The organism is Geodermatophilus sabuli, assembly GCF_900215145.1.
GTDB lineage: Bacteria > Actinomycetota > Actinomycetes > Mycobacteriales > Geodermatophilaceae > Geodermatophilus > Geodermatophilus sabuli.
In genome coordinates this window covers 242,024-263,501 of record NZ_OBDO01000001.1, presented here as the reverse complement: position 1 = coordinate 263,501, position 21,478 = coordinate 242,024, and the positions used below count along the sequence as shown (strand labels likewise).

Annotated in this window: 19 protein-coding genes; 12 read left to right on the top strand and 7 right to left on the bottom strand. The window is 75.2% G+C overall.

Annotated elements, in window-relative coordinates:
* Positions 1-15 precede the first annotated feature (15 nt).
* Positions 16-2,568, top strand: coding sequence for an aminopeptidase N (gene pepN, locus CRP39_RS01320; RefSeq protein WP_097205035.1), 2,553 nt, complete (start codon positions 16-18; stop codon positions 2,566-2,568).
* An 80-nt stretch (positions 2,569-2,648) separates the two neighbouring features.
* Here the strand turns inward: pepN and CRP39_RS01315 are convergent, their stop codons facing one another.
* Genes CRP39_RS01315 through CRP39_RS01305 form a run of 3 tightly spaced genes read right to left on the bottom strand, consistent with a single transcriptional unit; the run spans position 2,649 to position 4,898 of the window.
* The gene (locus CRP39_RS01315; RefSeq protein WP_097203682.1) at positions 2,649-3,113 is read right to left on the bottom strand and encodes a DUF5130 family protein; all 465 of its coding nucleotides are present in this window, start codon (positions 3,111-3,113) and stop codon (positions 2,649-2,651) included.
* Between the two features lie 49 nt (positions 3,114-3,162).
* Positions 3,163-3,426, bottom strand: coding sequence for an aa3-type cytochrome oxidase subunit CtaJ (gene ctaJ / locus CRP39_RS01310; RefSeq protein WP_097203681.1), 264 nt, complete (start codon positions 3,424-3,426; stop codon positions 3,163-3,165).
* A gap of 38 nt (positions 3,427-3,464) precedes the next feature.
* Positions 3,465-4,898: an amidase gene (locus tag CRP39_RS01305; RefSeq protein ID WP_097203679.1), complete on the bottom strand. Its 1,434-nt coding sequence runs from the start codon at positions 4,896-4,898 to the stop codon at positions 3,465-3,467.
* A gap of 59 nt (positions 4,899-4,957) precedes the next feature.
* Here CRP39_RS01305 and kynU point away from each other — a divergent pair, with 59 nt between their 5' ends.
* A complete protein-coding gene (gene kynU, locus CRP39_RS01300) occupies positions 4,958-6,211 on the top strand; it encodes a kynureninase (protein ID WP_097203678.1) in 1,254 nt (417 codons plus the stop codon).
* Between the two features lie 61 nt (positions 6,212-6,272).
* Here kynU and CRP39_RS01295 read toward each other — a convergent pair whose 3' ends face one another.
* Positions 6,273-7,136, bottom strand: coding sequence for an SCO6745 family protein (locus CRP39_RS01295; RefSeq protein WP_097203676.1), 864 nt, complete (start codon positions 7,134-7,136; stop codon positions 6,273-6,275).
* A gap of 108 nt (positions 7,137-7,244) precedes the next feature.
* On the bottom strand, positions 7,245-7,847 hold the full coding sequence (locus CRP39_RS01290) for an HNH endonuclease (RefSeq protein WP_245853471.1): 603 nt from the start codon (positions 7,845-7,847) through the stop codon (positions 7,245-7,247).
* A 126-nt stretch (positions 7,848-7,973) separates the two neighbouring features.
* On the opposite strand from CRP39_RS01290, the gene CRP39_RS01285 reads away from it, so the two are divergent.
* Positions 7,974-10,052, top strand: a complete 2,079-nt coding sequence (locus CRP39_RS01285) for a prolyl oligopeptidase family serine peptidase (protein WP_097205033.1) — start codon at positions 7,974-7,976, stop codon at positions 10,050-10,052.
* 379 nt (positions 10,053-10,431) lie between these two features.
* Here the strand turns inward: CRP39_RS01285 and CRP39_RS01280 are convergent, their stop codons facing one another.
* Positions 10,432-11,397: an ABC transporter substrate-binding protein gene (locus CRP39_RS01280; RefSeq protein ID WP_216359566.1), complete on the bottom strand. Its 966-nt coding sequence runs from the start codon at positions 11,395-11,397 to the stop codon at positions 10,432-10,434.
* A gap of 251 nt (positions 11,398-11,648) precedes the next feature.
* On the opposite strand from CRP39_RS01280, the gene CRP39_RS01275 reads away from it, so the two are divergent.
* The 5 genes from CRP39_RS01275 (at position 11,649) to CRP39_RS01255 (ending at position 17,824) form a co-directional block, all read left to right on the top strand.
* On the top strand, positions 11,649-12,665 hold the full coding sequence (locus CRP39_RS01275; protein ID WP_097205029.1) for a mechanosensitive ion channel family protein: 1,017 nt from the start codon (positions 11,649-11,651) through the stop codon (positions 12,663-12,665).
* A 77-nt stretch (positions 12,666-12,742) separates the two neighbouring features.
* Complete coding sequence (locus tag CRP39_RS01270; RefSeq protein ID WP_245853470.1) at positions 12,743-13,978, top strand: MFS transporter; 1,236 nt, start codon at positions 12,743-12,745, stop codon at positions 13,976-13,978.
* The gene (locus tag CRP39_RS01265; RefSeq protein WP_097203675.1) at positions 13,975-14,373 is read left to right on the top strand and encodes a globin; all 399 of its coding nucleotides are present in this window, start codon (positions 13,975-13,977) and stop codon (positions 14,371-14,373) included. The genes CRP39_RS01270 and CRP39_RS01265 overlap by 4 nt, the downstream gene beginning before the upstream one ends.
* Positions 14,374-14,459: 86 nt before the next feature.
* Positions 14,460-16,052: a glycoside hydrolase family 13 protein gene (locus tag CRP39_RS01260; RefSeq protein WP_172442229.1), complete on the top strand. Its 1,593-nt coding sequence runs from the start codon at positions 14,460-14,462 to the stop codon at positions 16,050-16,052.
* 239 nt (positions 16,053-16,291) lie between these two features.
* On the top strand, positions 16,292-17,824 hold the full coding sequence (locus CRP39_RS01255; protein ID WP_097203673.1) for an ATP-binding cassette domain-containing protein: 1,533 nt from the start codon (positions 16,292-16,294) through the stop codon (positions 17,822-17,824).
* A gap of 125 nt (positions 17,825-17,949) precedes the next feature.
* On the opposite strand, the gene CRP39_RS01250 is transcribed toward CRP39_RS01255, so the two are convergent.
* Complete coding sequence (locus CRP39_RS01250; protein WP_097203672.1) at positions 17,950-18,318, bottom strand: hypothetical protein; 369 nt, start codon at positions 18,316-18,318, stop codon at positions 17,950-17,952.
* Between the two features lie 597 nt (positions 18,319-18,915).
* Between CRP39_RS01250 and CRP39_RS01245 the strand changes: the two genes are divergently transcribed.
* From CRP39_RS01245 to CRP39_RS01230, 4 genes are read left to right on the top strand one after another with little or no spacing between them, the layout of a single operon-like run.
* Entirely contained in the window at positions 18,916-19,482 is a 567-nt protein-coding gene (locus CRP39_RS01245) for a biotin transporter BioY (protein ID WP_097203670.1), read from the top strand.
* A gap of 8 nt (positions 19,483-19,490) precedes the next feature.
* On the top strand, positions 19,491-20,222 hold the full coding sequence (locus CRP39_RS01240; protein WP_097203669.1) for an energy-coupling factor ABC transporter ATP-binding protein: 732 nt from the start codon (positions 19,491-19,493) through the stop codon (positions 20,220-20,222).
* A complete protein-coding gene (locus tag CRP39_RS01235) occupies positions 20,222-20,869 on the top strand; it encodes an energy-coupling factor transporter transmembrane component T family protein (RefSeq protein WP_097203667.1) in 648 nt (215 codons plus the stop codon). The genes CRP39_RS01240 and CRP39_RS01235 overlap by 1 nt, the downstream gene beginning before the upstream one ends.
* A complete protein-coding gene (locus tag CRP39_RS01230) occupies positions 20,866-21,426 on the top strand; it encodes an MOSC domain-containing protein (RefSeq protein WP_245853468.1) in 561 nt (186 codons plus the stop codon). Before CRP39_RS01235 ends, CRP39_RS01230 begins: the two co-directional genes overlap by 4 nt.
* Positions 21,427-21,478: the final 52 nt, after the last annotated feature.

Below are 21,478 nucleotides of genomic sequence, written 5' to 3'. Positions count from 1 at the left end.
GGGAAGCTGCCGTGCGTGGCCGTACCCAACCTGACCCGCGATGACGCCGCCCGCCGCGCCCAGCTGCTGGCGGTGGACAGCTACGACGTCCAGTTCGACCTGACCGACGGCGCCGGGCGCCCCGGTGAGCACACGTTCGGGTTGACGACGACCGTGCGGTTCACCTGCCGCGAGCCCGGTGCCGCCACCTTCATCGACCTGGTCGCCGAGCGGGTGCGCTCGGCGACCCTCAACGGCGCCGAGCTCGACGTCGCCACCTACACCGAGGAGGGCGGCCTGCCGCTGCCCGGGCTGGCCGCGGAGAACACGCTCGTCATCGAGGCCGACTGCCGGTACTCCAACTCCGGGGAGGGCCTGCACCGCTTCGTCGATCCCGAGGACGGGCAGGTCTACCTCTACACGCACTTCGAGCCGGCCGAGGCCAAGCGCGTGTTCGCCTGCTTCGACCAGCCCGACCTCAAGGGCACCTACACGGTGCACGTCACCGCGCCGTTCGACTGGCAGGTCGTCTCCAACACCGGTGAGCGCACGATCGAGGCCGGGCCGGCCGGCTCGCAGCTGGTGCACTTCGCGCCGACGAAGCGGCTGTCCACCTACCTGCTGGCGCTCATCGCCGGGCCGTACGCGAAGGTCACCGACTCCCACGACGGCATCCCCATGGGGCTGTACTGCCGGGCCTCGCTGGCACAGCACCTCGACCCGGAGGAGCTGTTCCGGGTCACCAAGCAGGGCTTCGACTTCTACCACCGGGTCTTCGACTACCCGTACCCGTTCGACAAGTACGACCAGCTGTTCGTGCCGGAGTTCAACGCCGGGGCGATGGAGAACGCCGGCGCCGTCACCATCCTCGAGGACTACGTCTTCCGGTCCAAGGCCACCCGGGCCCGCTACGAGCGGCGCGCGGAGACGGTGCTGCACGAGCTGGCCCACATGTGGTTCGGCGACCTGGTCACCATGCGCTGGTGGGACGACCTGTGGCTCAACGAGTCCTTCGCCACCTACATCTCCACGCTGTGCCAGGCCGAGGCGACCGAGTACACGACCGCCTGGACGACGTTCGCCAACACCGAGAAGGCGTGGGCCTACGCGCAGGACCAGCTGCCCTCCACCCACCCGATCGCCGCCGACATGGTCGACGTCGCCGCGGTCGAGGTGAACTTCGACGGCATCACCTACGCCAAGGGCGCCTCGGTGCTCAAGCAGCTGGTGGCCTACGTCGGCCGCGAGGAGTTCCTCCGCGGCGTGCAGCGCTACTTCCGCACCCACGAGTACGGCAACACCACCCTCGCCGACCTGCTCGACCCGCTGTCGGAGGCCACCGGCCGGGACCTCTCGGCGTGGGCCGAGCAGTGGCTGCAGACCAGCCAGGTCAACACCCTGCGGCCGGTCCACGAGCTCACCGACGATGGCCGGTACGCCGGCTTCGCGATCGAGCAGAGCGCGGTGCCCGAGCACCCGGTGCTGCGCCGCCACCGTCTGGCCGTGGGTCTCTACGACGCCGGTCCCGACGGGCTGACCCGCACCACGCGGGTGGAGCTGGACGTCGACGGCGAGCGCACCGAGGTGCCCGAGCTGGTGGGGCACCCGGCGGCGGACCTCGTGCTGGTCAACGACGACGACCTGACCTACGCCAAGCTCCGGCTCGACGAGCGGTCGCTGGCCACGCTCCGGTCGGCCATCGGCACCATCCCCGACCCCCTGGCCCGCGCGCTGTGCTGGTCGGCGGCCTGGGACATGACCCGGGACGCCGAGTTGCCGGCCCGCGACTGGGTGGCCCTGGTGCTGGCCGGCGTGGACGCCGAGACCGAGATCAGCGTCGTGCAGTCCCTGCTGACCCGCGTGCACACCGCGCTGGCGAGCTACACCGATCCGCGCTGGGCCGAGACGGGCTGGCAGGCCCTGGCCGACAAGGCACTGGCGGCGCTCGAGTCGGCCCAGCCCGGCAGTGACACCCAGCTGCAGTGGTCGCGGACCCTCGCCGGGGCGGCCCGCACCGAGGCGCACGCCACCTTCCTGCGCCGCCTGCTCGACGGCTCGCACGTGGTCGAGGGCCTGCCGGTGGACGCCGACGCCCGCTGGGCGTTCCTGCACGGGCTCGTCGCCATCGGCGGGGCCGGTGACGCGGAGATCGAGGCCGAGGAGGCCCGCGACGCGACCGCCACCGGCGCGCGGCGGGCCGCGACGGCGCGGGCGCTGCGGCCGACGGCGCAGTCGAAGGCGGAGACGTGGCAGCGGGCCTTCACCGACGACTCGATCCCCAACGCCGTGCACGAGGCGATGCTGCAGGGCTTCTGGCACCCGGCCCAGCGGCAGCTGACCGCCGGGTACGTGGACCGCTACTTCACCGACATCCGCCCGCTGTGGGACCGCCGTCCCGGCGAGATCGCCAAGAACGCGGTGCAGTACCTGTTCCCACCGGTGGTCGAGCTGCGCACGGTGCAGGCCGCGGACGCCTGGCTGGCCGGGGACGACCACCCCGCCCCGCTGCGGCGCCTGGTCGCCGAGGGCCGGGACGGCATCGCCCGGGCCCTGCGGGCCCGCGAGCGGGACGCCGCCGCGAAGGACTGAGCCCTACGACCGCGCGAGGCCCAGGACCCGGCGGGTCCTGGGCCTCGCGCGTGCGCCCCCTGCGGGAGGGGGTGCTGGGTTCAGTGGATGCGCAGGTTCCGGGGGTGCCCGGCCTGGTCCGACAGCTGCCGCAGCCCGTTGACGATGCCGCCCACCAGGTCGCCGGAGGCGAACGAGTTGGTCATCGACAGCACGGCCAGCGCGCAGGCGCGGTCGGGCAGCCGCCGGGACGCGGCCGCGCCGACGACGACCTCGACGACGCGCTGCCCGGGCGAGACCGCCAGCAGCACGGACTCGGTCAGGTGGCCGCCGGAGTGCTCGAACAGCTCCTCGGCGCGGCGCCGCGTCTGCGCGCCGAGGTCACCGATGTAGAGGGTGAACCGCAGCCCGGTCTCCCGGGAGGACATGGTCAGCGCCTCGTCCAGGCGCAGCAGCTCCCGGTAGCTGAAGACCGAGTCCAGCGCCTGACCCTCGTCGACGCGGGTGGACGCGGTGCCGGCGGACGTCGCCGTGTCGTGCGACGTGACTTCCAGCGCGCGGGTCATCGCAGGCCTCCGGGGGCGTTCTCGGTGCGGGTGCGGGGGGTCATGGCCGTCACCACGTCCCGCGGGCGCCGCCGTAGGGGCGGGCCGAGGCCGGCGTCCCGGCGGTCAGGGCGTGCGAGCCGTCGTGCCCGGACCCGTGCCCGCCGGAGGCGGTGTGCGGCTCCCACCAGATCGGCTCGTGCTCCCAGGGCTGCCCCGACTTGTAGCGGGCCCTGCGGTTGCGCGCTCCCGGGAGCAGGGTCAGCAGCGCCAGGAGGGCGATCACGGCCAGTGGGGCACCCACGTAGACGAGGAGGGTCTCGACGACGGTCACGGGCCCCAACCTACCGTCAGCGTCCCGGCCGCTCGTGGTCAGTCCCACCCCGCCGGGTGGCGTCCCGCCCAGGGCCGCGCCACCTCCAGCTGCGCCGACAGGGCGATGAGCGTCGCCTCGTCGGCGGGCCGGCCGACGAGCATGGTGCCGACCGGCAGACCCTCGGCGGTCCAGTGCAGCGGAACGCTCGCCGCGGGCTGCCCCGTAACGTTGAACACCGCGGTGAACGCCGCGTAGCGCTTCTGCCGCTCGAAGTCCGCGGTGCCGTCACCGTCGGCGTCGAACCAGCCCAGCGGCCGGGGCGTCATCGTGGCGACCGGCGCCAGCAGGACGTCGAAGGAGCGGGTGGCCTGGATGAAGCGCCGGGAGAACAACCGCAGCGCGGTCAGCGCCTCCATCGCCGACTGCGCGGACAGCGCCAGCCCGCGGGCGCGCAGCTCCCGGGTGAGCGGGCGCAGCTCCCCCACCCGCTCGGCCGGCACCGGCAGCAGGGTCGCCGAGAGCGTCCACGCGCGTTCGAAGGCGGCCAGCACCTCCGGGCCGAGCAGGCCGCCGGGGACGTCCTCGACGTCGTGGCCGAGGTCCTCCAGCAGCCGCGAGGCGTCGTCGAACGCCGCCCGCACCTCCGGCTCGAGGGAGACGCCAGGCATCGGCGACTCCAGGTGCCGGCCGATACGCAGGCGCCCCACCGGCCGGTCGGCGTAGCCGAGGAAGGTCTCCCCGGGCGGGGGCGGCGGCGCCCAGGTGGCGTCGCCGGGCACCGGGCCGGCCATCGCGTCGAGCATCGCCGCGGCGTCGCGCACGCTGCGCGCGATCGGCCCGTTGGTGCCGAACCCGGTGACGTCGCCGCCGAGCGGGGCGTTGCTGACCCGACCCCGGCTGGGCTTGATGCCGAACAGCCCGTTGATGCCGGCCGGGATGCGGATGGACCCGCCGCCGTCACTGCCCTGCGCGAACGGGAGCATCCCGGCGGCCACCGCCACCGCCGCGCCGCCGCTGGAACCCCCCGCCAGCCGCGTGCGGTCCCAGGGACAGCGCGCCGGGCCGACGAGGACGTTGTCGGTGTAGCAGGGGAAGCCGAACTCCGGCGTGTTGGTCTTGCCGACGCTGATGGTCCCGGCGGCGGCCAGGGCGGTGACCACGTGGTCGTCGACGGTCGCCACGTTGTCGGCGAACAGCGCGGACCCGAACGTCGTCCGGACGCCGGCGGTGTTGTTGAGGTCCTTGATCGCCGTCGGGACGCCGAGCAGCGGTGGCAGGTCCCCGCCGTGGCGGAGCCGCTGCTCGGCCCGGCGGGCCGCCGTGAGCGCGCGCTCGGGGGTCACGGTGAGGAACGCCCCCAGGCCCGGGTCGAGCGCCTCGATGCGGCGGAGCGCGTGCTCGACCAGCTCAGTGGGGCTCGCCTCCCGGGCCCGGACGGCGGCGGCCTGCTCGAGCGCGGTCAGGTCGTGCAGCTGCGTTCCCGGCGTCACGGTGCCGACGCTAGCGACGATCGGACCGGTGGAGACGCCGGCCCGGTAGACAGGACGGCGTGGACCTCTCCCGCGCCGCCGCCGAGCACCGCGACGCCGCCGACCCGCTGGCCGCCTTCCGCGCCCGGTTCGCCGGCACCGACGACGACGTCCTCTACCTCGACGGCAACTCGCTCGGGCGGATGCCCCGGGAGACGCCGGCCGCCCTGGCGCGGGTCGTGGAGGACGAGTGGGCCCGCGGGCTGGTCGGCTCGTGGTCGTCCTGGATCGGCACCGCGACCCGGATCGGCGACCTGCTCGCCGAGGGGGTGCTGGGAGCGCGCCCCGGTGAGGTGCTGGTCGGCGACTCGACGTCGGTGGACCTCTACAAGCTGCTGGTCGCGGCGGCCGACGCGCGCCCGGGCCGCGACGTGCTGGTCTGCTGCGCCGACGACTTCCCCACCGACCGCTACATCGTCGCCGGGGTCGCGGCCGCCCGCGGGATGACGGTGCGCGAGGTACCCGCCGACGTCGACGAGGGGCTGGACCCGGCGGTGCTGGCCGCGGCGCTCGACGAGCGGGTGGCCGTCGTCGTCCTCTCCGCGGTCGCCTACCGCTCCGGGGCGCTGGCCGACGTAGCCGCCGTCACGGCCGCCGCCCGCGACGTCGGAGCGCTGGTGCTCTGGGACCTCTCCCACGCGGCCGGGGCGGTGCCGGTGGACCTCGCCGGGAACGGGGCCGACCTCGCCGTCGGCTGCACCTACAAGTACCTCAACGGCGGGCCGGGAGCCCCGGCGTTCCTGTACGTGCGCGCACAGCTGCAGGAGCAGCTGCACCAGCCGATCTGGGGGTGGTTCGGCCAGCGGGACCAGTTCGCGATGGGCCCGGCCTACGACCCCGTGCCGGGCATCGAGCGGTTCGGCGTCGGGACGCCGCCGGTGCTGGCCATGGCCGCTGTCGAGGTGGGCGCGCGGCTGGTCGCCGAGGCCGGGGTGGAGCGGCTGGCGGCCAAGGGGCGGGCGCTGGGCGAGCTGATGGTGGCGCTGGCGGACGCCTGGCTGGTACCGCACGGGGTGGCGCTGGCCTCGCCGCGCGACCCCGCCCGGCGCGGCTCGCACGTCACGCTCGCCCACCCGCGGGCCTGGCAGCTGACGCAGGCCCTCGTCGACCGCGGCGTGGTGCCCGACTTCCGGACGCCGGACCGGGTGCGGCTGGGCCCTGCCCCGCTCTACACCCGTTTCGTCGACGTGTGGGACGCGATGGACCGGTTCCGCAAGGTCCTGGCCACCGGCGTCCACGAGGGCTACCCCACCGAGCGCGCCCGCGTCACCTGACGGCCCCCGTGCAGGGACCCGCCGCGAGCCTGCGAGCGGAGGGGGGCACGGGGGTCCTTCTTCAGTCGGGGTCGGGGACGCCGATCGGGTTGCGCTCGGGCCACAGCCCCGCGGCCAGGACGGCGCGGCGCACGGGTCCCAGCAACCCCGCCAGCCGGTCGCAGCGGGCGTCGCCCAGTTCCTGCCAGGGGCCCAGGGCCAGCCGGTCGGTGTCGGCCTCCACCGCGGCGACGATCGCGGCGCCCTCGGCGGTGAGCTCCGCCCCGGCCAGCCAGCCGCGGCGGGAGAGGTCCTCGACGGCGGCGCCCCATGCGTCGCCGTCCCAGCCGCGGGCGCGCATGAGCCACTCCTTCTCCGTGCGGCCCGCGGCGGCGGCCAGGACGTTGGCGCCCACGCCGGAGATGCCCCGTTGCAGCAGCGCACCGTTGTGCCCGTCCCCGCGGTGCTCCCGCAGCGTGGTGAGCGCCTGCCACACCGCCAGGTGCGGCTCCTCGGGCACCGGCAGCCCGGCGTTGGCCGCGGCGAGCGGGCGGCCGGGCAGGTCGACCCCCGCCGCCGCGACGGCGAGCAGGCCGGCCAGCTCCGCCGCCTCCGCGGAGCCCGGCCAGCCGGTGCCGAGCACCCGTCGCACCGCGGCGTCCACCCCGGCCAGCCGGGCTGCCAGCGCGGTCGCCGGCGACACCGCCGCCCAGACGGCGGGCACCCGACGGGCCACGAACGACGGCGCGAAGTTGTAGAAGGTCGCCGTCACCACCTCGGGGCCGACCGGGCCGAGCGGGGCGGCGCGCATCGCGAAGTAGGTCGACCAGAAGCCGTGCAGGCCGGCCGCCTCGGCGGCCGACCGGCACTCGTCGGCGAAGTAGGTGAGCGCGTGGTACGGCTCCCCCAGCGCCCACAGCCGCCGCGCGGTCGCAGGTGAGGTCATGCGGGCCTCCTCACGACCCCGCCCGGCCCCGTCCCGGGCACCGCCCCGAACTCGCGAGGGGTGGGGAAGACGGGGTCCTGCGACGAGAGGCGGGGGGCAGGGGGCCTCTCATGCACTGACGCTCTCGGGCACGCCGAGCCACTCCCGCCAGCGGGGGTCGACGGCGCGGGCACCGAGCAGCCGCCAGGCCGCCCCGCTGGGCGTGCGCGGCGGGTTCGGCAGCTTCCACCCCAGCTCGGCCAGCGACCGGTCGGCCTTGGTGTGGTTGCAGCGACGGCACGCGGCGACGACGTTGTCCCAGGTGTGGGTCCCCCCGCGGCTGCGGGGGACGACGTGGTCGATGCTCGTCGCCGAGCTCCCGCAGTAGACGCAGATGGACCCGTCGCGGGTGAACACCGCCCGCCGGGACAGCGGCACCTGCGCCGGGTAGGGCACCCGCACGTAGCGGGTCAGCCGCACCACGACGGGCACCGGCAGGGTCACCGACTCCGAGTGCACCTCCTCCTGCGCGCAGTCCACCGACACCGCCTTCTCCGCCAGCACCAGCACGATGGCGCGGCGGCTGGAGACGACGCACAGCGGCTCGTACGTGGCGTTGAGCAGGAGGGTGGCGGCGCTGGTGACCCGCGGGGGGGCCGGCGACGGCGGGGAGTGGGGGTCGCGCCGCGGACCTGGATGGCCTGCGGACGACCCGTGGTGAGGACGCGGCACGGGGCACCTCCGAGCGCCCGGGGCCGCGCGCCGGGTGCAGTGCGACCCGTGGGCGCCCCCATTCTGGCCTGCAGGGGGGCCTGCGCGCTCTCGGGAACCGACGGCGGCGTCGTTACCGTGGCGCGGGTGCGCTATCCCGATGCCCCCCGGCTCGACCTCGTCGAGCACCTGCACGGTCACCCCGTGGCCGATCCGTACCGCTGGCTGGAGGACGCGGCCGACCCGCGGACGGTCGAGTGGACCCAGGCCCAGGACGCCCTGACCGCCGAGGTCCTGTCCGCGCTGCCGCTGCGCGACCGGTTCGCCGCCCGCCTGGAGCAGCTCGTGCACGCCGGCGCCGTCGGCGTCCCCGTGTGGCGGGCCGGCCGCGCCTTCTCCACCCGCCGCGACCCCGGCCAGGAGCACGCCGTCCTCCGGGTCCGCGAGCCGGACGGGACCGAGCGGGTGCTGCTGGACCCCATGGCCGTCGACCCCTCCGGCACCACCACCCTCGACGCCTGGGCCCCGTCCTGGGAGGGCGATCGGCTGGCCTACCAGCTGTCCACCGGCGGCGACGAGGAGTCCCGGCTGTACGTGCTGGACGTCGCCACCGGCGAGCAGCTCGACGGCCCGGTCGACCGCTGCCGCTACTCCCCCGTCGCCTGGCTGCCCGGCGGCGAGGAGCTGTTCTACGTCCGCCGGCTGGCGCCCGAGCTCGTGCCGGCCGGCGAGGAGCAGTTCCACCGGCGGGTGTGGCGCCACCGGGTGGGCGCCGACCCGGACGGCGACGTCCTGGTGCACGGTGAGGGCAGCGACCCCTCCACCTACTTCGGGGCGCACACCAGCCGGGACGGCCGGTGGCTGGTCGTCTCGGCCTCGGTGGGCACCGCGCCCCGGGACGACGTGTGGCTGGCCGACCTCGAGGCCTCCGGGAACCCGCCCACCCTGCGCGAGCTCCAGGTCGGCGTCGACGCCCAGACCGCCGCCTGGGTGGCCCGCGACGGCCGGCTGTGGCTGATGTCGGACCGCAGCACCCCGCGCTGGCGGCTGGCGGTCGCCGACCCGGCCGACCCGTCGTCCTGGGCCCCGGAGGCCTGGCACGACGTCGTCCCGCAGCAGGAGGACGGCGTCCTCACCGACGTCGCCCTCGTCGACGGCCCGGACGGCGGCCTGCAGGTGCTCGCCGTGCACTCGGTCGACGCCACAGACCGGCTGTCGGTGTGGGCCGGGGACGGCTCCGGCCGGGTGGCCGAGGTGTCCGACCTGCGCCCGGGCAGCGTCTCGGGGGTGAGCGCGCCGCCGGAGGGCGGCAGCACCGCGTGGGTGGGCTTCACCGACTACGCCACCCCGCCGTCGGTGCTGCGCTGGGACACCGCCGAGCCGTCGGCCCTGACCGGCTGGGAGCAGGCGCCGGTGGCCGGTGAGGTGCCACCGGTGCGGGTCGTGGAGACGCACGCGACCTCGGCCGACGGGACGTCGGTGCACCTGTTCGTGCTCTCCGGGAACGGCACCCCCGACACGCCGCGTCCGGCCGTGCTGTACGGCTACGGCGGCTTCAACGTCTCCCTCACCCCCGCCTACACCGCGCAGGCGCTGGCGTGGGTGGCCGCCGGGGGCGTGTGGGCCGTGGCGAACCTGCGCGGCGGCTCCGAGCACGGCGAGGAGTGGCACCGGGCCGGCATGCGGGAGCGGAAGCAGAACGTGTTCGACGACTTCGCCGCCGCCGGTGAGCACCTCGTCGCGCAGGGCTGGACGACACCCGGGCAGCTGGCGGTGATGGGCGGGTCCAACGGCGGCCTGCTGGTCGGCGCCACCCTCACCCAGCGGCCCGACCTGGTCGCCGCCGTCGTCTGCAGCGCGCCGCTGCTGGACATGGTCCGGTACGAGCGCTTCGGCCTGGGCCGCACCTGGAACGACGAGTACGGCACCGCCGAGGACCCGACCGAGCTCGGCTGGCTGTTGGGGTACTCGCCCTACCACCGGGTGACCGAGGGCACCGCCTACCCGGCGGTGCTGTTCACGACGTTCGAGTCCGACACCCGGGTCGACCCGCTGCACGCCCGCAAGCTCGCCGCGGCGCTGCAGCACGCGACCACCGCGCCGGCGCCGGTCCTGCTGCGCCGGGAGACCGAGGTGGGCCACGGCGCCCGCGCGGTCAGCCGCACCGTCGGGCTGGCCGCCGACCAGCTGGCGTTCCTCGCCGCCCACACCGGCCTGACCGCCTGAACGCACCGGGCCCCGTGCCCCTCCGCCGAGGAGGGGCACGGGGCCCGGCGTCGGCCCCCTGCAGGGTCCCGCCGCCAGCTCGCGAGCGGCGGCGGGCAGGGGGTCACCCCTCGGCTCCTGGCCCCCTGCAGGGCCCCGCCGCCAGCTCGCAAGTGGCGGCGGGCAGGGGGTCACCCCTCGGCTCCTGGCCCCCTGCAGGGACCCGCCGCCAACTCGCGAGTGGCGGGGGGCAGGGGGTCACCCCTCGGCTCCTGGCCCCCTGCAGGGACCCGCCGCGAGCTCGCGAGCGGCGGCGGGCAGGGGGTCACCCCTCGGCTCCTGGCCCCCCTGCAGGGCCCCGCCGCGAGCTCGCGAGCGGCGGGGGGCAGGGGGTCCTTTCTCAGTTCTCGAAGTAGAGCTGGTCCAGCTCGACCTCGCCCTCGATGATCCCGTCCTGCTCACCCAGCTGGAGCAGCAGCTCGACCGACTCGCGGTTGATCTCGCTCTGGAAGGTGGGCAGCGTCAGCTCCTGGGCGATCTCCGGCGAGATCTGGGTGTACTCGCCGAGCACGGCGCGGACCTGGTCGGGGTTGGCCTGGGCGTACTCCTGGGCCTCGACCATCGCCTCGGTGAAGGACTCGACGACGTCGGGGTTCTCCGCCGCGTACTGGTCGGAGGTGAAGTACCCGGCCACCGTCAGGTCGTCGTCGGTCTCGACGTAGGGGAACGAGACCCGGCGCAGGCCCGCGGCCTCGCCGGCGGTCGCCGTCGGCTCGACGGCGAACGCGGCGTCGACCTGCCCGGTGCTGACCGCGGCCACCATGTCGGGGAAGGGGATCTCGACGAACTCGATGGTGGTCGGGTCGCCGCCGGCCTGCCGGACGCTCTCGCGGACGACGGTGTCGCTGATGTTGTTGATCGAGTTGATCGCCACCCGCAGGCCGGGCAGGTCGGCGGCGCTCTGGACGGGGCTGTCGGCCGGGACGACGACGGCGGCGAAGTCGTCCTCGAGGTTGCCGGTGGCACCCGGGCCCGCGGCGACCAGCGCCAGCGGGACACCGCGCCCCGTGGCCTGCAGCAGGCTGGTGATGTTGGAGAAGCCGAACTGCGCCTCACCGTTCACGACCGCCGGCACGATCGCCGCGCCGCCCTGGGCGAGGAAGGGCTCCACCTCCAGGCCGGCGTCCTCGAAGATGCCCTGCTGGATGCCGAGGTAGAGCGGGGCGACGTCGACGATCGGGATCGCGCCCACGCGGATGGAGGTCAGGCCGCCGCCCTCGCCACCGCCGCCCCCGCTGCCGGACTCCTCGTCCCCGCCTCCACACGCGGCCAGCGCCATGGCGCCGGCGAGGGTGAGGCTGATCACGGTACGACGCACTGGTCCTCCAGGAGCTGTTGCATGTCGGGGCGTGTGTCGACCGCGTCCCCGACGGATGGTCGGCGGCGGACGCTAGGTCGTCGTCCGAGACACGTCAACACGCCGACCGGACCCTTTACCCGTTCGTGCCCGGTCCGGTATCGGACCGTGGCCCCGAGGCCTCGCACCGGCGTGACCGGCGCCGTGACGGGCCGGGAAGAGATCCCCTTCCGGGCGCCGAACCTGAGAGTATTTCCGTGATGACTGCTTCACCGTCCGTACTCGCTGCTGCCGACGACGGCCTGGCCGGGTCCGTCCCCGACTGCGCCGACTACTGGCTCTGCCAGCAGGTCTACGACTGGTTCGGGATGGACTGGCTGGCCGAGAACGCGCAGGCCCTGATCGCCAAGCCGGCGAAGATCCTGCTGATCGTCGTGCTCGCCACGCTGGTCCGGTACCTGGCCCACCGCGCCATCCGCCGGCTGACCGAGCGCACCGCCACCGGCGCCGTCCCCTCGATCCTGCGGGGACGGCGCGCTCGCGCCACCGCACAGGGCGACGCCCTCGACCAGCTCGCCGCCCGCCGCACGCAGCGGGCCGAGGCCATCGGCTCGGCGCTGCGCTCCTTCGCCTCGATCGGAGTGCTCGGCATCGCCGTGGTGCTCGTGCTCGGCGAGCTCGGCATCAACCTGGCGCCGATCCTGGCCAGCGCCGGCGTGGTGGGCGTCGCCCTGGGCTTCGGAGCGCAGAACCTGGTGAAGGACTTCATCGCCGGGATCGGCATCATCCTGGAGGACCAGTACGGGGTCGGCGACGTCGTCGACCTGGGTGAGGCCAGCGGCACCGTCGAGGCGGTCGGCCTGCGCATCACCCGGCTGCGCGACGTGAACGGCGTGGTCTGGTACGCCCGCAACGGCGAGATCCTGCGGGTGGGCAACAAGAGCCAGGGTTACGCGCAGGTGGTCATCGACATGCCGGTCGCCCACGACACCGACCTGGAGCGGTGTCGGACGATCATGCAGGAGGTGGCCGACGAGATGTACGCCGAGGAGGAGTGGGTGCCCGCGCTGCTGGCGGCGCCGGAGTCCCTCGGCGTCGAGCAGATCACCTCGGAGGGCGTCTTCATGCGACTGCAGGTCCGCAGCACCAACGCCGACCAGTGGCGGGTCGGCCGCGAACTGCGCATGCGGCTGAAGGAGCGGTTCGTGGCAGAGGGCATCCGCACCCCGCTGCCGCTGCTCAGCGCGGCGTCCGGCACCGGGTCAGGGGTCCGCTGAGCGGGGGTGCGCCGGCGGGCCCGCGCCCGGCCGGCGACGCGCGGAACCGCCCGGCGACCTTCCGTGAGGTCTTCGCCGTGCGGGAGTTCCGGCCGCTCGCCGGCAGCTACCTGCTGTCGACCATCGGCGACGAGCTCGCCCGCGTCGCGCTGACCGTCCTGGTCTACCAGCGCACCTCCTCCCCCCTGCTCTCGGCGATCACCTTCGCCATCAGCTACCTGCCGTGGCTGGTCGGTGGGCCGCTGCTGTCGACCCTGGCCGACCGGCTGCCCCGCCACCGGGTGCTCATCGCCACCGACGTCGTCCGGGCGCTGCTGGTCGCGGGGATGGCGATCCCCGGCACCCCGCTCGGTGTGCTGCTGGCCCTGCTGCTCCTCGTCGCGCTGTGCGCACCACCGTTCGAGTCGGCCCGCTCGGCGCTCATGGCCGACGTGCTCGACGGCGACCGGTACGCGGTGGCCACGTCGCTGACCAACATCGGCTCGCAGGTGGCCCAGATGACCGGGTTCCTGCTCGGCGGGATCCTGGTGGCACTGCTGAGCCCCTCGGCGGTGCTGCTGCTCGACGCCGCCACCTTCGTCGCGTCGGCCTGCTGGCTGCGCGCCCGGCTGCAGCCGCGCCCGGCTCCCGACGACGGTCAGGACGGCGCCACGCGATCGGTGTGGCGGGGTACCGGCGAGGGGCTGCGGCTGATCGCCCGCGCCCCTCGGCTGCGGGCGATCATCGCGCTCACCTGGGTCGGCACCCTGTTCGCCAACGCCCCCGAGGGCATCGTGGCGCCCTTCGTCGACGGACTGGGCGAGGGCGCCACCCAGGTCGGCCTGCTGCTGGCGGCCAACCCGCTGGGCGTCACCATCGGCGGGCTGCTGGTGGCCCGCACGATCACCCAGGACCGTCGCGAGCGGCTGGTGCCGGCCCTGGTGCTGCTGTCCCTGGTGCCCGTCGTGGCCGCCGGGCTCGTCGCCGCGTGGGCCGGTCCGGGCCGCGGGGTCTACGCGGTGGTCGTCGCGCTCACGTTCGTGGCGGGACTCGGCGCGGCGTGGGTCATCCCGCTCAACGTCGCCTTCGTCCAGGCCGTGCCGGCCGCCTACCGCGGCCGCGCCTTCGGGGTGGCGGCCAGCGGGCTGTACGGCGTCCAGGGGCTCGGGGTGCTCGTCGCGGGGCTGGCGGCCGAGGGGCTGCCGGCCGCCGGGGTGTGGGCGCTGCTCGGCGCGGTGGGCGTGGTCGCCGTCGTCCCGCCGCTGCTGGCCTACCGACGTACGCAGGGTCACGTGGCAGCGGGCGCCGGGCCTGCGGGACGATCGGTGTCATGAGCCAGCCCAGCCGGTCCCTGCCCTCGGCCCGGACGTTCTACGACGAGGTCGGTGGCGAGCCGACCTTCCGGCGGCTGGTGGCCCGCTTCTACGCCGGGGTGCGCACCGACCCGGTGCTGGCCCCGCTCTACCCGCAGGACGACTGGGAGGGCGCGGAGACCCGGCTGCGCGGGTTCCTGGAGCAGTACTGGGGCGGTCCGACGACCTACTCCGAGCAGCGCGGCCACCCCCGGCTGCGCATGCGGCACGCGCCGTTCGCGATCGGCCCCGCCGAGCGCGACGCCTGGCTGGCCCACATGCGCGACGCCGTGGACTCCCTGGAGCTCTCCGCCGAGCACGACGCGACGCTGTGGGGTTACCTGGAGATGGCCGCCCACAGCATGCAGAACCGCTGAACAAGGACCCCGTCCTCCGCACCGCTCGCACGCTCGCGGCGAGCCTCTGGACGGGGCCGGACACCCGCACGACCCCGAGGAGCCCGGTGGACCCGGACCGATCCCTGCCCGCTGCCCGCTCGACCGGCCCCGACTGGTGGCGGGACGCGGTCTTCTACCAGGTCTACATCCGCAGCTTCGCCGACGGGAACGGCGACGGCGTCGGCGACCTCGCCGGCATCCGGGCGCACTTGCCGCACCTGGTGGAGCTCGGCGTCGACGCCCTGTGGATCACGCCGTTCTACCCCTCGCCGATGGCCGACCACGGGTACGACGTGGCCGACCCCCGCGACGTGGAGCCGACCTTCGGGGACCTCGCCGAGTTCGACGCCCTGCTGGCCGAGGCGCACGCCGCCGGCATCCGGGTGACCGTCGACCTGGTGCCCAACCACAGCTCCCACCAGCACGAGTGGTTCCGGGCGGCGCTGGCCGCGGCCCCGGGCTCCCCGGAGCGGGCGCGGTACCTGTTCCGCGACGGCCGCAGCCCGGACGGTGCCGAGCCGCCGAACAACTGGCCCTCGGTCTTCGGCGGGCCGTCGTGGACCCGGGTGGCCGACGGCCAGTGGTACCTGCACCTGTTCGCCCCCGAGCAGCCGGACCTGGACTTCACGAACCCCGAGGTGCTCGCCGACCTCGAGACGACGATGCGCTTCTGGCTGGACCGCGGCGTCGACGGCTTCCGGATCGACGTCGCGCACGGCATGGCCAAGCCCGCCGGCCTGCCCGACATGCAGCCGATGGAGGACACCGGCCTGCTCGACGACCACGGCCCCGGTGACCACCGCTTCGACGACGACGGCGTGCACGCGGTGCACCGGCACATCCGGGCGGTGCTCGACGAGTACCCCGGCGCGATGGCCGTCGGCGAGGTGTGGGTGTCCGACGACGACCGACTCGCCAGGTACCTGCGCCCCGACGAGCTGCAGCTGGCGTTCAACTTCAAGCTGCTGACGGCCGACTGGGACGTCGACGACCTGCGCGACGCCGTCGACCACTCGCTGGCCACCGTGGCCGGGACGCCGGCGCCGGCCTGCTGGGTGTTGTCCAACCACGACCGCCCACGGCACGTCACCCGCTACGGCGGCGGCGAGGTGGGCACCCGGCGCGCGCGGGCGGCGGCGTTGCTGCAGCTGGCCCTGCCCGGGGCCGCGTACGTCTACAACGGCGACGAGCTCGGCATGCCCGACGTCGACCTGCCCGACGAGGCACTGCAGGACCCGATCTGGGAGCGCTCCGGCCACGCCGAGCGGGGGCGCGACGCCTGCCGCATCCCGGTCCCGTGGTCCGGCGACGAGCCCTCGTACGGGTTCTCGGCGCGCCGGGAGACCTGGCTGCCCATGCCGGAGGGCTGGGGTCCGCTGACCGCGCAGGCGCAGGCGGCCGACCCCGGGTCGGTGCTCTCGCTGTACCGGTCGGCGCTGGCCCTGCGGCGGACCTCACCGGCGTTCGCCGGGGAGTCCCTGGAGTGGCTGCCCGCGCCGGCGGGGTGCCTGGCGTTCCGTCGTCCGGGTGGCCTGGTGTGCCTGCTCAACCCCTCGGCGGACGGCGTCCCGCTGCCCGAGGGCGAGGTGCTGCTGGCCAGCGCCGACGTGTCCGGCGGCGTCGTCCCGCCGGACACGTCGGTGTGGTTGCGGGCCTGAACAAGGACCCCCTGCCCCCCACCGCTCGCGCGCTCGCGGCGGGACCCTGCAGGAGGCCAGGAGCCGAGGCGGGACCCCCTGCCCCCCGAGCTCGCGACGGGGCCGTTTCCATCGCCTCACCGGGCGCCGATGCCGTGCGCAGGTAGCATCGGACCCGTGACGAAGCGTCGCGGAGAACGCTGACGCGACGATCGACCGACCCCGTGGTCGGGGGACCATGCAGGGGAGGCCGCCCGCCCATGTCGCTGCTGGAGGTCGAGGGCCTCACCAAGTCCTTCGGGGGGCGGCGGGTCCTGCGGGACGTGTCCTTCGCCCTCCGCGAGGGCGAGATCGTCGGGCTCGTCGGCACCAACGGAGCGGGCAAGTCGACCCTCGGCGACATCGTGTCCGGGATCACCGCGCCCGACGCCGGGACGATGACGCTGCTGGGCCACGCCTACGCCCCGCTGTCGGCGGAGGACGCCCGCCACCTCGGCGTCGGGGTGGTCGAGCAGCTGGTCCGGATCGACGCCGAGCTCACCGTCGCCCAGGCCGTGTTCCGCGGGACGCCGCAGGCCGGACGCCCGCAGACCGAGCTGCGCGAGCAGGCGCGGGCGCTGCTCGGCGAGGTCGACCTCGACGTCGACCCGGACACCCTCGTCGGGGAGCTGCCGCACTTCGTGCACCCCCTGGTGGAGACCGCGCGGGTACTGGCCGAGGACACCCGGCTGGTCGTGCTCGACGAGGTGTCGGCGGTCCTGCTGCCCTCGGAGGTCGCCCGGCTGCACGCCGTCGCGGGGGAGCTCAGCCGGCAGGGGCGCGGCGTGCTCTACATCAGCCACCGGCTGCCCGAGATGCTCGAGGTGGTCGACCGGGTGCTGGTGCTGCGGGAGGGCCGGATCGCCCTCGACGCCCCGAGCTCGGCCCTGGACTCGGTCCGGCTGGCCGCGGAGACGGTGGGCATCCCCGTGACGCTGCCGGTGCGCCGGGAACCGGCCGCCCCCCAGCCGTCCCGGCCGGACCAGGCCCCGGTCCCCGCACCAGCCCGGCCGGCTCCCTCCGACGAGGTCGCCCTGCAGGTCCGCAACCTGCGCGTCCCCGGCCGGGTCGAGGGCGTCGACCTCGTGCTGCGCCGGGGTGAGGTGGTCGGGCTGACGGGGCACCGCACCTCCGGCGTCCGCGAGATCGCCGGGGCCCTGAGCGGAGAGCTGCCGGCGCTCAGCGACGAGGCGGTGCTGCACGGCGAGCCGCGCTCGCTGGACCCCTCGGCGGCCGACGCCGCCCTCCGGCTGCCCGCCTACCGGCCCGACGACGACGCCTACGGGGTCGACCCCGGCGAGACGATCGCCCGCACCCTCACCCAGGAGGCATGGGGCACGCTCACCGACCTGCGCAAGGAGATCGCCACGCTGCGCAGCGTGATCAACACCGTGCACAAGCTCGACGTCAAGACGATGAGCATCCGCACCGTCTTCGGCGCCCTGTCCGGCGGCGACCAGCACAAGCTCGCACTGGCCCGGTGGATGGCCTCGGCACGGGACGTCGTCGTGCTGCACGAGCCCGCCCGGGGCCTGGACGTCCGGGCCCGCCAGCAGGTGCGCCAGCTGCTCGACGAGGCGACCGCGCACGGGACCTCGGTCGTCGTGGTGTCGGTGGACCCCGACGAGCTGGCCGACTTCTGCGACCGCGTCGGCATCGTGGCCGGTGGCCGCGTCGCCCGCTGGATCGACACCGGCGAGCTGGCCGTCGACGCCGTGCGGGAGCGGATCGTCGAGGCCGCCACCGCTGCCTGAGGCCCGCCTCGGGTCGTGCGGACCGGCCACCGCCCGCGTGCCGGCCACCGCCGGCTATGCCCGGCCGGTGCCGGCGACCGCCGGCGCCGCCCGGCCCTGGGCCAGGCGGCGCCGCGGCGGCGGCGTCAGACGCTCACGGTGCCCGCGACGGCCCGGAGCTTGTGCCGGGCGAGGGCGAGGTTCGCGGTCACGCGGTTGAGCACGAGGTAGATGAACAGGCCGGTGTTGGCCTGCCCCTTGAGCACGTTGATCAGGTGGTACTGGCTCTGCAGCGTGATCAGGACGTCCTCGATCTCGTCCTTCAGTTCGAGGTCCTGGATGGTGCGCAGCTTCGCGCGCACCACGTTCGAGTTCCCTGCGGCCGCGACGTTGAGGTCGAAGCCGGGCGTGCCGCCGGCCGCGAGGGCCATCCCGCTGTCGATGTCGACGATCGCGGCGCCGCTGGCGCCCTCGATCGCGAGGAGGTCGGCGATGACGTTGTCGAGGGATGCCATGGATGGGGCTCCTGTCGTGTCGTTGGGGGTCCGCAGCGCGGTGCTGGGAACCGGGTCGGGGGGTGCACCGGGCCGACCCGAGGTACCGGGGGTCTGTCGGCGCGCGGTGTGGCGGGGTGGTGTCGCTCCCCCGCCGTCGGGCGTCGCACCGGATGGAGCGCGGTGCCGAGCCGCATCGCCGGCAGCGGGAGGCACGTCGGACGGCGGGTCCCGCGCGGGCCGGGGAGGCACCCGTGCGGCGCCCTGCGGCTGTTCCGCGGGGAGCTCGCGCGGTGCGGGGCGGCCCCGCAACCACAGCGACGCCCACCACCCGGTTGCCATGCCAAGATCCGCTTTCGACGAGAGGCTCAGGACACCCAGACAACACGCGCCCAACGGGCCCGGCAAACCGGCCCACGTATCTGCAGGTGAGCGCGCCGACACCGACCGCGACCGGATCCGGGGCCGCCCGACGGTGCCGTGACGGCCGGTACGACGGTCAGGGTGGCGGCCCCCGGGCGGAGAGGAAACCGCGCGGAGGCCGCCGGCCTGCCCTCGGGTACGTTCCGCTGGGACCCGAGCGGGCGCGCACCGCCCCGCCGTCAGGAGGAGAGCGCCGTGAAGACCAGGGACCTCGCGTACGTCGCGCTCTTCGCGGCGATCGTGGCCGTGCTCGGGCTGCTGCCGCCGGTTCCGGTGCCCGGGATCCCGGTGCCGATCACGGCGCAGACCCTCGGCGTGATGCTGGCCGGCTCGGTGCTCGGCGCCCGTCGCGGAGCGCTGGCGCTGCTGGTGTTCCTGGCCGTGGTCGCCGTCGGGGCGCCGGTGCTGTCGGGGGGCCGCGGCGGGCTGGGCGTCTTCGTCGGCCCGACGGCCGGCTTCCTCTACAGCTGGCCGGTCGCCGCGTTCGTGATCGGCTGGCTGACGCAGCTGTCCTGGCGCCGGTTCAACCTGGCCTGGGCACTGGTGGCCAACCTGGTCGGCGGTGTGGTCGTGATCTACGCGATCGGGATCCCGTTCACCAGCCTCTACGCCGACGTCCCGCTGTGGACGTCGTTCACCGGCTCGCTGGCGTTCATCCCCGGTGACGTCGTCAAGGCGGTGGCCGCCTCGGTGGTCGCGGTCGCCGTCCACCGCGCGTACCCGGTGATCGAGCTGCCCACCCGGCGCGCCACCGCCGGCTGAGCCCTGGCATGCGGTGGGGACGGCGCGCTGCGGCCACGGCGCCCGCGGAGACCCTCCCGCGGACGGCGGTCGAGCTCCGGGACGTGACCCACGCCTACGGCGACCGCACCGTGCTGTCGTCGATCTCCCTCACCCTGACCGAGCCGCGGGTGGGGGTCATCGGCGGCAACGGCTCGGGCAAGAGCACGTTCGCCCGCCTGCTCAACGGGCTCGTCCTGCCCAGCTCGGGGACGGTGCTCGTCGACGGGCTGGACACCCGGAGCCGGGCGCGGGAGGTCCGCCGTCGGGTCGGCTTCGTCTTCCAGGACCCCGACGCCCAGATCGTGCACCCGACCGTCGCCGAGGACCTCGCCTTCGGGCCGACCAACCAGGGCGTGGCGCCCGCGGAGATCGACCGGCGGGTGGACGACGTCCTGGTCAGGTACGGCCTGGACGGGCACCGGGACCACCCGGCGCACCTGCTCTCCGGCGGGCAGAAGCAGCTGCTCGCGATCGCCGGCGTGCTGGTCATGCGCCCGGAACGGATCGTGTTCGACGAGCCGACCACGCTGCTGGACCTCGCCAACACCCGGCGGGTGGCCCGCGTGATCGACGAGCTCGAGCAGGACGTCGTCGTGGTGACCCACCACCTGGACCTGCTGGCCGGTTTCGACCGGGTGCTGGTGTTCGAGGACGGCCGCGTCGCCGCCGACGGCTCCCCCGCCGAGACGGTGCCCTGGTACGTGGCGAGGATAAGCTGATGCTGTCGCTGTACCTCCCGGGCGCCAGTCCGGTGCACCGCGCGCCGGCGGGCCTGAAGCTGGCCGTGCTGGCGGCGCTCGGCGTCGGGCTGTTCCTGGTGTCGCGGGTCGAGGTGGTGGCCGGAGCGCTGGCGGCCGTGCTGGCGGTCGGGCTGGCGGTGGCGCGGCTGCCGGGCCGGGCGCTGTGGGCGCAGGTGCGGCCGGTGTGGATCTGGCTGGCCGCACTGTTCGTCGTCCACCTGCTCGTGACCGGACCGCTGCCCGGCGCGGTGGCGGTCCTGCGCCTGCTCACCCTGGTGCTGGCCGCCGCGGTGGTCACCGCGACCACGCGGGTGACGGCGCTGGTGGCGGTCGTGGAGTGGCTGGTCCAGCCGCTGCGGCTGGTGGGTGTGCGTCCCGCGCGGGTGGGCCTGGTGGTCGCGATGACCCTGCGCTTCATCCCGCTGCTGGCCGAGCGCGCGGCGCGGATCCGGGAGGCGCAGACCGCCCGCGGTGCCGAACGGGTGCGGCTGGGCCTGCTCGTGCCGCTGGTCATCTCGGTGCTGCAGCTGGCGCACACGCTCAGCGAGGCCCTCGACGCCCGGGGCGCCGACGACACCCCGGCGCGCCCACTGCGCCGGGCGGCCGGTTCGGTGGGGCCCGCGTGAGCGGGCCGGGGGGCGCCGGGGACGGTCCGGGCGTCGTGACCGGCATCTGGCTGACCGAGGCGGCGGCGGCGCCGATGCGGCGGGTGCGGTCAGCCCGGCTGCTGGCCGGCCGCGGCCTGGAGGGTGACCGCTACGCCCTCGGCGGGGGCACGTGGGCGCAGTACCCGGACCTGGAGAAGCAGCTCACGCTCATCGACGCCGCCGACGTGGCCGCCGTCGCCGCCGAGGTGGGGACGGAGCTGACGCCGGGTGACACCCGCCGCAACCTGGTCACGGCCGGGATCGACCTGCCCTCGCTGGTGGGCCGCTGGTTCGCCGTCGGCGACGCGCTGCTGTTCGGGATGAAGCGCTGCCCGCCGTGCACGCACCTGGAGCGGCTGACCGGCGCACGCCTGGTCAAGGCGATGGTTCACCGCGGCGGGATCAACGCCGCGGTGTTCGCCGGCGCCGCGATCGCCGAGGGCGCTCCGGTGCGGACGGTGCCGGAGGAGGAGCCGGTCCGGCGCGGCGCGCCCACCGGGCCCGACCGCCCGGTGCCCCGCGTCGTCGGCGGCTGACCGCCGTCGGCCGGCCGCGGCCGGGGTCGGTCCGCGGGAACTCCTGATCCGC